Annotated in this window: 11 protein-coding genes; all 11 read left to right on the forward strand. The window is 46.9% G+C overall.

Going from position 1 to position 13,290, the window contains the following annotated elements; translation table 11 throughout:
- The first annotated feature begins 221 nt into the window (after window positions 1–221).
- The 11 genes from ACFQZR_RS10840 (at window position 222) to hemC (ending at window position 13,286) form a co-directional block, all read left to right on the forward strand.
- Window positions 222–1,652, forward strand: a complete 1,431-nt coding sequence (locus ACFQZR_RS10840) for an alanine/glycine:cation symporter family protein (protein WP_379345658.1) — start codon at window positions 222–224, stop codon at window positions 1,650–1,652.
- A 310-nt stretch (window positions 1,653–1,962) separates the two neighbouring features.
- Window positions 1,963–3,696, forward strand: a complete 1,734-nt coding sequence (gene lonB, locus ACFQZR_RS10845; protein WP_379345660.1) for an ATP-dependent protease LonB — start codon at window positions 1,963–1,965, stop codon at window positions 3,694–3,696.
- Window positions 3,697–4,054: 358 nt separating this feature from the next.
- Window positions 4,055–6,394: an endopeptidase La gene (lon, locus tag ACFQZR_RS10850; RefSeq protein ID WP_379345662.1), complete on the forward strand. Its 2,340-nt coding sequence runs from the start codon at window positions 4,055–4,057 to the stop codon at window positions 6,392–6,394.
- A 32-nt stretch (window positions 6,395–6,426) separates the two neighbouring features.
- Window positions 6,427–7,065 (forward strand): ribosome biogenesis GTP-binding protein YihA/YsxC, encoded by a 639-nt coding sequence (gene yihA, locus ACFQZR_RS10855; protein ID WP_379345663.1) that lies wholly within the window; start codon window positions 6,427–6,429, stop codon window positions 7,063–7,065.
- Window positions 7,066–7,244: 179 nt separating this feature from the next.
- The gene (locus tag ACFQZR_RS10860) at window positions 7,245–7,832 is read left to right on the forward strand and encodes a non-ribosomal peptide synthetase module (protein WP_379345664.1); all 588 of its coding nucleotides are present in this window, start codon (window positions 7,245–7,247) and stop codon (window positions 7,830–7,832) included.
- Window positions 7,833–8,141: 309 nt separating this feature from the next.
- Window positions 8,142–8,540: an adenosylmethionine decarboxylase gene (gene speD, locus ACFQZR_RS10865; RefSeq protein ID WP_018757007.1), complete on the forward strand. Its 399-nt coding sequence runs from the start codon at window positions 8,142–8,144 to the stop codon at window positions 8,538–8,540.
- Between the two features lie 122 nt (window positions 8,541–8,662).
- A complete protein-coding gene (locus tag ACFQZR_RS10870; protein WP_379345666.1) occupies window positions 8,663–9,205 on the forward strand; it encodes an S-adenosylmethionine decarboxylase in 543 nt (180 codons plus the stop codon).
- Window positions 9,206–9,375: 170 nt separating this feature from the next.
- Window positions 9,376–10,776: a glutamyl-tRNA reductase gene (hemA, locus tag ACFQZR_RS10875; protein ID WP_379345668.1), complete on the forward strand. Its 1,401-nt coding sequence runs from the start codon at window positions 9,376–9,378 to the stop codon at window positions 10,774–10,776.
- Window positions 10,777–10,790: 14 nt separating this feature from the next.
- Window positions 10,791–11,618, forward strand: coding sequence for a cytochrome c biogenesis protein CcsA (gene ccsA, locus ACFQZR_RS10880; protein WP_379345670.1), 828 nt, complete (start codon window positions 10,791–10,793; stop codon window positions 11,616–11,618).
- A gap of 5 nt (window positions 11,619–11,623) precedes the next feature.
- Window positions 11,624–12,292: a precorrin-2 dehydrogenase/sirohydrochlorin ferrochelatase family protein gene (locus ACFQZR_RS10885; RefSeq protein WP_379345673.1), complete on the forward strand. Its 669-nt coding sequence runs from the start codon at window positions 11,624–11,626 to the stop codon at window positions 12,290–12,292.
- A 52-nt stretch (window positions 12,293–12,344) separates the two neighbouring features.
- Window positions 12,345–13,286 carry a hydroxymethylbilane synthase gene (gene hemC / locus ACFQZR_RS10890; RefSeq protein WP_379345675.1) on the forward strand — a complete coding sequence of 314 codons (942 nt, stop codon included), beginning with the start codon at window positions 12,345–12,347 and terminating at the stop codon, window positions 13,284–13,286.
- Window positions 13,287–13,290 lie beyond the last annotated feature (4 nt).

Here is a 13,290-nt window from a genome sequence, read left to right on the forward strand (position 1 = left end):
AAACACATAGCATGTCTTTCATTCGCATGTCCTCATGCAGAAGGAGGGCATGCTTTTTTTGTTGGTATAGGTGGGATTATTTTGTATAGTTTGTGGCAGATCTGCGAAAGGTAAAATTTATATAAGGTGAATAACGATAAAAAAGTGTTCATTTTCTGAAAGTTACGTTAAAATGTATCTTATGTCAAGAAACATGACATCAAGATTCGGCAGAAGAAGGGATGAAAGCTTTCGTGGAGTGGATTCATGAGCAAATAATAGTATTGAATGATTTCGTGTGGACTTACATTCTAATCGCGATCCTTATCGCATTAGGAGTATACTTCTCGATTCGTTCTCGGTTTGTGCAAGTGACGGCGGTTCGTGAGACGTTGAGATTATTAGTGGAGAAGGAACAGGGCGATGCAGAAGGCAAAAAGGGCGTTTCATCCTTCCAAGCTTTTTGTATTAGTACAGCGTCAAGGGTCGGAACAGGGAACCTTGCGGGCGTAGCGATTGCCATATCACTAGGTGGACCTGGCGCCGTGTTCTGGATGTGGGTTATGGCGATTTTTGGCGCGGCATCCGGCTTTATCGAGTCAACACTAGCCCAAATTTTCAAAGAACGAGACGGATCGGCCTTCCGAGGTGGACCTGCTTATTATATGGAAAAAGCGCTGAATGCGCGGTGGTTAGGCATTATTTTTGCTATATTAATTACATTTAGCTTCGGGTTTGTTTTTAATGCGGTACAAGTCAATACGATGAGTTCTGCCTTTCAAGGGTCGTTCGGGTGGGATCCGTTATGGATCGGAATTGTCCTCGCTATTATGCTGGCACTTACAATTTTCGGCGGCGTGAAGCGAATTGGACAAGTAAGCTCCATCATCGTACCGATTATGGCAACAGGGTATATCTTATTAGCACTTTTTGTTATTGTCATGAATTTCACGGCGATTCCAAGCGTGTTCGCATTAATCATAGAGCATGCATTCGGTTGGAAAGAGGCGGCTGCTGGGGGTCTCGGTACAGCGATTATGATGGGGATCAAGCGCGGTCTATTCTCCAATGAAGCCGGGATGGGGAGTGCACCGAATGCGGCGGCTACGGCAAGCGTAAGCCATCCGGTTAAGCAAGGGATGATTCAATCCCTCGGGGTATTCGTAGATACGCTTCTCGTATGCAGCGCGACGGCGTTCATTATTCTGTTCTCAGGCGTTCATACGAGCGGGGATTATGATGGTATTCAATTAACGCAGCAAGCACTAGCTTCACAAGTCGGCGACTGGGCGAATGGATTTATTGGTCTTGCCATTTTCTTGTTCGCATTTAGCTCCTTGATTGGGAACTATTATTATGGTCAGAGTAATATTGAATTCATAAGCAAAGGACGTCATACACGAATCTGGATGCTGATCTATCGGCTCATCGTGCTTGCCATGGTCATTCTAGGATCCGTAGCCAAGGTCTCGCTCGTGTGGGATATGGCCGATCTGTTCATGGGCTTTATGGCGCTCATTAATCTGATCGTTATTGCGCTGATTGGCAAATATGCGCTCGCAGCGCTCAAGGATTATCGAGAACAGAGGAAGCAGGGACTGGATCCGGTATTTACGGCGGATCGCATTCCAGGTTTGAAGCATGCGGAGTGCTGGGAGATCAAAAGTAATTAAAAAAATGAAATAAGATTCAAAAATCAGCTTTTCAGCACCGAGAAGGTTGCGAGAAGCCGAAGAAAGAGGAACGGAGTGTAGGCAAAACCTACATGAGTACCGGATTTCGAGGGTGAACGCAAGATTCGATGTCGAGTAGGCTTCTTGGAATACTTCGTGATCAAAAGATGATTTTTGAATTACCTCTAAGCGGTTAATTGAGCCGAGAAAGGGAAATACTATGACGTATTACACTTTCTCGGTTTCTTTGTGCTGTTCAAGAGATTTGATTCAAGAGAGATAACGAGGATGCATTGAGGAGGAATGATGGATGGATTTCAGTATGGCGTTAATGTTCATTCAAGTATTTTTTGCGATTATTATCGGCCTTTATTTCTGGAACTTGTTAAGATCGCAAAAAACGAATCGGACGGCTGTGGATCGCGAATCACGTAAGGAGATGGATAAGCTGCGCAAAATGCGCTCGATTTCCCTGACGAAACCGCTCGCGGAGAAGACAAGACCGACAACGATGCGGGACATTGTAGGACAGAAGGACGGCTTGCGGGCGCTGACGGCTGCGCTATGCAGTGCAAATCCGCAGCACGTCATCATATACGGACCACCGGGTGTTGGGAAGACAGCCGCCGCGCGTGTCGTCCTAGAAGAAGCGAAGAAAAATTCAAATTCTCCATTTTTGTCAGATGCGAAGTTTACAGAGATTGATGCAACCACTGCAAGATTCGATGAACGAGGGATCGCCGATCCGTTGATTGGGTCTGTGCATGATCCGATTTATCAAGGTGCAGGAGCAATGGGGGTAGCTGGCATTCCGCAGCCCAAACCAGGTGCGGTCACCAAAGCGCACGGCGGCATCTTGTTTATTGACGAGATTGGGGAATTGCATCCGATCCAAATGAATAAGCTGTTAAAAGTATTAGAAGATCGCAAGGTGTTCTTGGAGAGTGCTTATTATAACTCCGAGGATACGAATATTCCTGTCTATATTCATGACATATTCCAAAATGGCTTGCCTGCAGACTTCCGTCTTGTGGGGGCAACGACACGTTCGCCGCAAGAGATATCGCCTGCGCTTCGCTCGCGCTGTATGGAGATCTTCTTCCGTCCATTGCTTCCGGAAGAAATTCGGGTGATTGCATCGGATGCCGTGCGTAAAATTGGGTTCGATCCATGTCCTGAAGCGGTAGATGTAGTATCGCGTTATGCAACCAATGGACGTGAAGCCGTTAATGTCATCCAGCTGGCTGCAGGACTTGCGATGGCTGAGAAACGTAATTCGATTACATCCGGAGATGTAGAGTGGGTTGTAAATAGCAGTCAAATCCCACCGCGTCCTGATCGTAAAATTCCGCAAGCGCCAAGTATTGGCTTCGTGAACGGTCTTGCCGTCTATGGGCCGAATATGGGCACGCTGTTGGAGATTGAGGTAACGGCGATAAGAAGTAAACCGGGTCAAGGGAAAGTGAACATTACAGGGGTCGTCGACGAAGAAGAATTGGGCGGAGGGTCGCGTACGCTGCGCCGGAAGAGTATGGCGAAGGGATCCATTGAGAATGTCTTAACTGTACTTCGGACCATTGGGCTCGATCCGTATAGCTTTGATTTGCATGTGAACTTCCCGGGCGGAACGCCGATTGATGGTCCTTCAGCTGGTATTGCAATGGCTACAGCGATTGCGTCAGCGATGAACCATGTTCCGATTGATAATAAGCTTGCGATGACAGGGGAAGTGAGCATACACGGAAAGGTGAAGCCGATTGGCGGGGTTATTGCGAAAGTAGAGGCTGCTTTCCAAGCGGGGGCAACAACCGTCATTATCCCTCGGGAGAATTGGCAGGAGATTTTCTCGGGCTTGAACGGTCTGAAAGTCATTCCTGTTGACACAATCCAAGAGGTATTCCAGCATGTATTCGGTGAAGCGGTACAAGAAGTTCTGTTAGAGCTTCCACAGGATAAGGACCTCTTTATCACGCCGCCTGCGACGTCGTTTTTGCAGGCCAAATCGATGGATGATGTGCGTTCCACAGAGTCCGGCGGAGTATAATCGCTTGATTGAGCGGCACTATCAGGGCAATTGGTTTTTTTAAGCAACATTTGATAAAATGTTATAAATGCAGGTTCAAAAAGCCGGCTTTTCAGCACCTGAAAGAGTTTTCGAAGAAAACTATCTCCGAAGCGATACTTAGGTTGTATGAAAGTGAAGAAGGAGGAACGGAATGTAGGCAGTACCTACATGAGTACCTGAATGTTTCTGAGGGAACATGCATCGTAAGCATAAGCTGTTCGAAGTTGAATGCAAGATTCGATGTCGAGTTTGCTCCCTGCTATTCTTCGTGCAAAAGGGGACTTTTTGAACTTCCTCTATAAACATCTTATTGAGAGCCACTGGAGGTGCGAAACACATGGGCCTAAATAAAGCAAAAGGTCGCCGTATCCCTCTACTGCCATTAAGGGGACTGCTTGTCTATCCTAGCATGGTATTGCACTTGGATGTGGGACGGGATAAGTCAGTTAAGGCTTTAGAGCGAGCAATGGTAGATGATAATATGATTCTGCTGTGTTCTCAATCGGACGTCAATATTGAAGATCCGGGTCAGGATGATATTTACTCGATTGGCACGATTGCCAAGGTTAAACATATGCTGAAGCTGCCGAATGGTACGATTCGTGTATTGATTGAAGGTGTAATCCGTGCTGAGATCCTACAGTATGTGGATAATGCGGAATATTTCGAAGTCTCGGTGCAGGAGCTGCCGGAACAAGAATTATCCGATGCGGAGACCGATGCGCTGATGCGTACGGTGCTCAACCAGTTTGAATACTACATAAATCTGTCGAAGAAAGTAACGCCGGAGACGCTTGCTGCCGTAACAGATATTGAAGAACCTGGGCGCCTCGCGGATGTGATTACAAGTCATTTGTCGCTCAAAATGAAGGATAAGCAAGAAATTCTTGAGACGATTGATGTGACAGAACGGCTGGAGAAGCTGCTCGACATCCTGAATAACGAGCGTGAAGTGCTGGAGCTTGAACGAAAGATCAGCCAACGCGTGAAGAAGCAGATGGAGAAGACGCAGAAGGAGTACTATCTCCGCGAACAGATGAAGGCCATTCAGAAGGAACTTGGTGAGAAAGAAGGACGCCTCGGCGAAGTCGAGGAGCTGCGTGCGAAGCTCACGGAATTGAATGCGCCGGAGTCGGTGCAGGAGAAGATCAACAAGGAGATTGATCGTCTCGAGAAGACGCCTGCTTCTTCAGCAGAAGGCGGCGTAATCCGTAATTACGTCGATTGGTTATTGTCTTTGCCGTGGTCGAACAAGACGGAAGACCATCTGGATATTGAGGAAGCGGAACGAATATTGAATGAGGATCATTACGGTCTGGATAAGCCAAAAGAACGCGTGCTGGAATACCTTGCGGTGCAGCAGCTGGTAAAACGATTGAAAGGTCCGATTCTCTGTCTTGTAGGGCCTCCTGGGGTCGGAAAGACCTCCTTGGCGCGTTCTATTGCAAGATCACTTGGTCGACAGTTCGTGCGTATTTCGCTCGGTGGTGTTCGAGATGAAGCGGAAATCCGCGGGCATAGACGTACTTATGTAGGAGCAATGCCGGGTCGAATCATTCAAGGCATGAAAACAGCCGGTTCTATGAACCCAGTGTTCTTACTTGACGAGATTGATAAGATGGCTTCGGATTTCCGCGGTGATCCGTCTGCTGCGCTGCTCGAAGTGCTCGATCCTGAACAAAACAGCACCTTCAGCGATCATTTCGTTGAGCTGCCGTTCGACTTATCGAATGTCATGTTCGTGACGACGGCTAACGCGGTGCACAATATCCCAAGACCACTGCTTGACCGGATGGAGATGCTATATATTCCGGGGTACACGGAACTCGAGAAGCAACAAATTGCAACGCAATACTTGGTTCCGAAGCAGACGAAGGAACACGGCTTACAGCCCGAACAGCTCGAGATCGAGGATGCTGCACTCTTAAAGGTTATTCGTGAATATACACGGGAATCAGGGGTTCGTAATCTAGAACAGCAGGTTGCCGCGCTCTGCCGGAAAGCTGCCAAGCAAATCGTCGCTCATGAGCATGAGAAGGTCGTCATTGCACCGGATGATCTGAAGGATTATCTGGGCATTGCGAAATTCCGATATGGTCATGCAGAAGAAGAGAATCAGATCGGTTCAGTGACAGGCCTTGCTTGGACAGAGGTTGGCGGAGAAATGTTGAATATCGAAGTCACCGTAATGCCGGGAACCGGGAAGCTGACGCTCACAGGCAAGCTTGGGGATGTCATGAAGGAATCAGCTCAAGCGGCGTTCAGCTATACGCGTTCACGTGCGGAAGCGCTGAAGCTAGAACCGAATTTCCATGAAAAATATGATGTACACATTCACGTGCCGGAAGGCGCGATTCCGAAGGATGGACCATCCGCAGGGATTACGATCGCAACAGCGCTGATCTCAGCGCTTACGAACCGTTATGTATCGAAGGATGTTGCGATGACAGGAGAGATCACCTTGCGTGGTCGTGTGCTCCCAATTGGCGGCCTGAAGGAAAAGTCTCTTGCAGCACATCGTGCCGGGATTAAGAAGATCCTCTTTCCGAAGGAGAATGAACGCGATCTGCGGGATATTCCAGACAGCGTCAAGAAAGACGTGACCATCGTGCTCGTCGGACATATGGATCAAGTCCTGGAACACGCGCTTGTAGAACCTATTACGTTATCCGAATAAAGTTGTTGAACAAGAAAGGAATTACAGACGACATGAAAGTAACACAAGCAGAATTCATCATAAGCGCTGTAGGACCTGACCAATATCCTGATGATGCCTTGCCGGAGATTGCTCTGGCAGGGCGTTCTAATGTTGGGAAGTCCTCGCTTATTAACCGTATGATTAACCGCAAGAACCTGGCGCGGACAAGCTCGCAGCCCGGTAAGACACAATGTCTGAACTATTACCGCATTAATGATTTATTATATTTTGTAGACTTTCCGGGATACGGTTATGCGAAAGTATCAAAGACTCAGCGTCAAGCGTGGGGAAAAATGATTGAACGCTACCTGCTGGAGCGCGATACACTCAAATTGGTGCTTCAAGTTGTAGATTTACGCCATCCACCTTCCAAAGACGATATCATGATGCGTGAGTGGTTGATTCATTATGAAATCCCGACCTGCGTCGTTATGACCAAGGCGGATAAATTGCCGAAGAGTCAGTGGCATAAACATATGAAAGTGATCAAAAATGACCTGCAGTTGACCGCAGAGAATCCAATGGTCATGTTCTCGTCAGAACTCGGCCTGGGCAAGGACGAGCTGTGGGAAATTATTAGCCGCTACACACAGCAGGCAGAGGAAGTTGTGGAAGATTCAACAGATGATGTAGGGAATCCTCAAAGTTAGTGTAGGAAACAGAGTATCTTCATTAAAACCTCAATTTCTTCACGGATAAATACGTATTTTTCGTGAAAAATGAAGAAAAATCAATGCTGATGAGCAGGAATAATTGTGCTTGGTAGTGTATAATATCCTTAAGGCATTGAATTTTCGAAGTTGTAAGTTAAAGAATTGAGGAGATTTGTATGGGTCAACGGTTGGCCACAGAGTATGTTAAAGCCAGTTTACAGTTAACGGAAGCAGAGATGTCCAAGTTTGTGCATAGTTTTGAAGAGCAGCACATCCATTCGTATGTGCTCGTGCTCGATAACGGCAATCAAGAAGTTGTTCTTGAGGATGGTGCAGGGGAGGAGATTCGGTTACCGTTTCAACGGAAGGCGAAGACGTATGTATGTGAAACGTCCTGCCGTCTGGTTAAACCGAAGTTGACCAATGCGATGCGTCAAGCGCTAGCAGCGTTTAAAGGAAACGCGATCGTGAATCGAATTTACAGAGGATATACGATGGAATACAAGTATGATCAGGGCAAAGTATCTCGAATTATTGAACATGTGGATGGTCAAGATCGTCTCGTATTCGAGTATAAAGATACACTTGGTCAATTGCAGCAATTATTTAATCAGTGTCAAGTGGAAGCTGAGATTGAGGGGATCCAAGATCAGATTAATATGTTGCTCGATGCAAGAAATCGGGCGGAGAACCCTGAACAGATCGCCCAAATTGATGCGAAGTTAAGCGTGTATACCCAGCAATTATTCGTACTAGAAGCGTAAAATCGTGCACTTATATCACAAAGGAGTCCGTGAGGATTCCTTTTTTTGTATTGACACATATACAAGTGAATTGCATATGTTGTATACGGGGCTGAGGGCTCCAGCTCATTTCAAATAATCACCAAAAAAAAGTATTGCTTTTCTGGGCAGAAGATGTTATTTTTATTCTCGTTGAAAAGAATATAGGAACCAGGATTCACTCAGGACATTGTATGTTGCGAGAGAGTTTTCCCTCGGGAAGTGAATGACGTAGGTCCTAGCGGATGAAATTTTTCAAACATTTTATTCCTAGGAAGGGGGAACCGGAAGATGGAATATTCAACTTTCGGAAGACACGTTGCAGTTGACACTTGGGGTGTTGATTTTGAACTCCTAAACAATGCTGAATTTTTGCAAGCTCAAATGGTAGAGGCGGCTGAAGCTAGCGGTGCAACTGTGCTGTCTGTTCAAGCCAAACAATTCGAACCACAAGGTGCAACGGTATTAGTAATGTTATCTGAGAGTCATCTCTCGATTCACACGTATCCTGAAAGAGGTTTTGCTGCAATTGATTGTTATACATGCGGCGAGACAGTAGACCCGCAAGTTGCAATTGACTACCTGGTATCCGTACTTAAACCGGATAAAACGTATGCGAAAAAATTGGTTCGCGGTATCGGGGAGCTTCAAGTTGAGAACCCTGTGATGAAGCAAACTCAATTCGCATAGTACGCCATAGCAAGTGATAGATAACCATGGAGAAGATTGATTCATCTCCATGGTTATTTGTTTTCTCGGAACCCCATAGAATGTACAAGGTTGAACAATGTACATGCAAAGGGGTTCGAAGTATGCGCCGAGGTCAAAGTCGAATATCAGGAAAATGGTTCATCGTCGTTATGGTTTTTCTCGTTATTGTCTGGCCGTCTTATCAGATTTATAAGCTGATAGGTGGTAGTGATGCCAAGGAAGATGCGGGACGAATGCTCTACGAAGTCGCCTCATTTCAAATGGGTCTAGTACAGAATTCGTTAAATGAAGCGTCTGCCATTGAGAATACAAGCCAATTGGATGCCGTCAAGCTCGCGATCTATTCGGCGAACTATACGCATGACCGACTCGTGAAGGCATATGGGAACGATCATTTGAAGCGATTAGAGTCTTTGAATAAGCTGCTCGAATTTATTACGAGTGTTCAGATCGCAGGATACCGTCCGCTGCATGAAGAGGAGAAGGTCTTACTGCAGGAGGTTCAGAAACGATATGGAGAGCTCTACGAAGCTTACGAGCAGCTCATAACAGGTAGCGGTAAGTTGGTTAGCTCAGAAGCGGTCATCGTAACGGAAGCGGATGAAGCAATGAGGGGACTTCTGGAGAAGCATATGAATCCTTAATGGAATAGATTGTAACATGGGGCGTCGGTCTTGGTATAAGTGAAAGAGCTTAGGTCTACACTAAATACGAATGTTTCCCATTTCATAATTTTTTCAAATTTGAACGTAATGGATTTGTCGAACTGTGATATAATTTACATGATATAGCGATAGAGAAGGCAGGTGACACAATGCACATTTTAGCGGTCGGACTCAATTATCGGACGGCCCCGGTCGAAGTGAGGGAGCGGTTCGCCATTGCCGAACAAGCTTTACCAGAGGCGTTACAACAACTTAAGGCAACGAAAAGCGTTCTAGAATGTGTGATTGTTGCGACTTGCAATCGGACGGAAATTTATGTTGTTGTGGATCGTCTGCACATGTGCGGACATTTCATTCGCAGCTTTATGGAGAAATGGTTCCAGATTCCTCGTCAAGAATTTACAAATTATTTGTACATCTATGAGGATGATCGCGCACTGGAGCATTTATTCCAAGTAACAAGCGGACTTGATTCGATGGTCATTGGGGAGACGCAAATACTTGGGCAGATGAAAGATGCTTTCCTGCTTGCACAAGAGTACGGAGCAACTGGAACATGGTTCAACATGCTCTTCAAACAAGCCATTACGATGGCCAAGCGTGCCCATGCGGAGACGACCATTGGTGAAGCTGCTGTCTCGGTTAGTTATGCGGCGGTGGAGCTCGGCAAACGAATCTTCGGGCAATTTTCGAAGAAGAAGGTTCTCATTCTTGGTGCCGGGAAGATGAGCGAGTTAACGGTGAAGCATTTGTATGCGAACGGAGCGGACGAAGTGATCGTCGCGAATCGTACACTAACGCGTGCGGAACAATTAGCGTCGAAGTTCAATGGACGGGCTTGTTCGATTCAAGGCGGGATATCGCTGCTTCATGAGGTGGATATCGTCATTAGCTCGACAGGGGCAGATGGTTTCGTGCTGGATGTGAAGCAAGTACAGGAGAGCATGAAGAAGCGCAAGAATCGACCGATTTTCATGATCGACATTGCGGTGCCGCGTGACTTAGACCCTGCGATTGGTTCGATACCGAATGTGTTCTTGTACGATATTGATGATCTTGAGGGGATTGTTGAGAGCAATCTCGAGCTTCGCCGGAAGGAAGCGACGAAGATTGATGCGATGATTGCGAAGGAGATAGAAGCTTTCCGTCAGTGGCTGAAGACCCTTGGCGTTAGCCCTGTCATTTATGCTTTGCAGCAGAAGTCAGCGCAAATCCATCAAGACACCATGGAGAGCCTATTCAAGAAGCTGCCGGATCTGGATGAACGACAAGCGAAGGTCATCCGCAAATTGACGAAGAGTATTGTCAATCAGATGCTGCATGATCCGATTCTTCGGATTAAGGAAATGGCTGTAGAGAAGAACGGCGACGAGGCAATCGAAATGTTCACGCAGATTTTCGCGCTCGAAGAGCAGATGGAGAAGGCGGAAGCAGAAGAGCAGCGTCAGAACAAGGCACTTGAGCAACCATCATCACCCGAGATGAGAATGAACGAAAGATCGTCTGCCGGATCAAAATCTGGATTTGCATGGGCGACCGTAACGAAGTAGGTGGTGAAGGTTTGATGTTAACTCAGAATTGGATGTATGATGCGATTATCTATATATACGCCCTGAGCCTTCTGTTTTATTTCTCCGATTTTGCACAGCCAAATCGGAGTGCGAAGCGGATGGGCACGGGGCTTCTTCTTTTTGTATGGGGCCTGCAGACACTCTTCCTTGCAGGGAAATTAATTGAGCAGCCGGCCGTTCCATTGTTGTCTGTACTTGAATTTATGTTTCTTTTATCTTGGTTACTCGTCACGATCTCGCTGCTCATCAGTCTCTTTTTTAAGATTGAATATATCGTGTTTATCGTGAACGTAATAGGGTTTGCCGTACTTTTACTTAATTTATTTAGCAGTCCGATCGGGGAGCAACGGTTAGAACACTGGCAGATTGTCAAAGAAATTCTAATTCTGCATGTTGCGTTTGCGATATGCAGTTTTGCTGCATTTACGATTGGGAGCATATTCTCAGGGATGTACATGTACTTACACCGGAAGCTGAAGGAAAAGCAGTGGGATGACTCCGTTCGTCGATTGCCGAGCTTGGAGAAAATCGATCGCTACGCGAATCTGTCGATCATGATTGGTACGCCACTGTTGATCCTATCACTAGCAGTCGCTATCTCATCGATTTATATGGAAGAAAAGTTGAATCTTCTCCTCGATGTGAAGGTGCTGCTGACGCTCGTGGCCGCGATTTGTTACGTGTATTATTTTATTAAAAGAGTTTCACTCAAGCATACAGGATATCGATTGGCACGGTGGGCGCTGCTTGCATACACACTCATGGTGATCAATTTCGCAGTGAATTCTTTCTCTACATTCCATCATTGGATATGGGAGTGATTGCTATGGAAGAGGCCTCGGACGCGGTGTTTTATCCGATATTACTGCAGATGGAACACCTACGATGCATTGTCATTGGCGGTGGACGTATCGCGGAACGTAAAATTCGAGGCTTGCTCGAAGCAGGGGCGAAGGTGCATGTTGTCAGCAGTGACTATTCCCCGCAAATCGACCAATGGATCGCAGAAGGGCGAATAACGGACAGGAATCGAACCTATCAACCTGGGGACCTCGAAGGGGCTCAAATCGTGTTCGCTGCGACCGATTCGGAGGAAGTGAATGAGCGTGTCTCAATCGATGCGCATGCTCTAGGCATTCTGGTCAATGTTGCGAGTTCCTCACGCAGCTCCAACTTTGTGAATGCGAGCACGATGCGGCGAGGGAAATTGATTATTTCGGTATCGACCTCGGGGGCGAGCCCAGAGGTTGCGAAGCGGATTGTGTCAGAGATTGATGCGCAGTATGGTGAGGCATATGAGGTTTATTTGAATGTACTAGCTGATCTGCGTTACATGATACAACGCAGCATTCCTGATGCTGGCGTTCGAGGACAACTGATGAAGCAGATGCTTGAGCTGAACTGGTTAGAGCAGATCGAGCAAGGTGTCTTTCCTCCAGCGGATTCAGGGTGGATGGAGAAATGGATAAAGGAACAGATTGCTGTGATCGAATAAAAGCTAAATCTAATATTGCTATATTTGCAAGTCAGAACGAGGAGGCAACACGATGCGTAAGATGATCGTAGGAACAAGGCAGAGCGCACTTGCGTTGACACAAACAGGACAAGTCATAGTAAAGTTGGAACAAATCTGTAAGAAGCATGGACTGCCCTATCAATTCGAGATCCATAAAATTGTAACAAAGGGCGATAAGATTCTAGATGTTACCTTGTCAAAGGTCGGGGGCAAAGGGCTGTTCGTGAAGGAAATTGAACAGGCCCTAATCGATGGAGTGATTGATATGGCTGTTCACAGTATGAAGGATATGCCTTCGGAGCTGCCAGCAGGCCTCATGAATGGTGCTATACCGATGCGCGTAGACCCGCGGGACTGCCTTATCTCTCGTGAAGGACTCAAGCTGTCGGAGCTTCCGCTTGGAGCCAAAGTAGGAACGAGCAGTCTGCGTCGTTCTTCGCAATTACAGCATGTACGACCTGACCTGAAATTGGAGTCGATTCGCGGAAATATTGATTCTCGACTGCGGAAGCTGGAGACAGAAGGCTTTGATGCGATTATGCTCGCAACAGCGGGGCTTGTTCGTATGGGATGGGAAGATCGGATAACAGAACATTTGTCACCGGATGTATGTCTGCCAGCGGTTGGACAAGGGGCGCTTGGGATTGAGTGCCGGGAGAATGATCCTGAGGTTCGCGAATTGCTGCAGCTATTCAATGATCACTCGACTGCGTTGACGGTTCGAGCTGAACGTCGTTTCCTTGGACGGTTGAACGGCGGATGCCAGGTGCCGATTGGCGCATTTGCGACGCTCGTGTCGGATGATGAACAGCATCCTGTGATTGAATTGACAGGGATGGTCGGCACAACTGATGGACGTGTTATACTGAAAGAAACGCTTCGCGGGAATAACCCTGAACAGCTAGGGGAACAGGTGGCTAATCAACTTATAGCACAGGGAGCAGACCGAATTTTGGCGGAATTGAATCAGTAGGGAG

It is taken from the genome of Paenibacillus sp. GCM10027629 (genome assembly GCF_042676425.1).
In the GTDB taxonomy this organism is placed as follows: Bacteria; Bacillota; Bacilli; order Paenibacillales; family Paenibacillaceae; genus Paenibacillus_K; species Paenibacillus_K terrigena.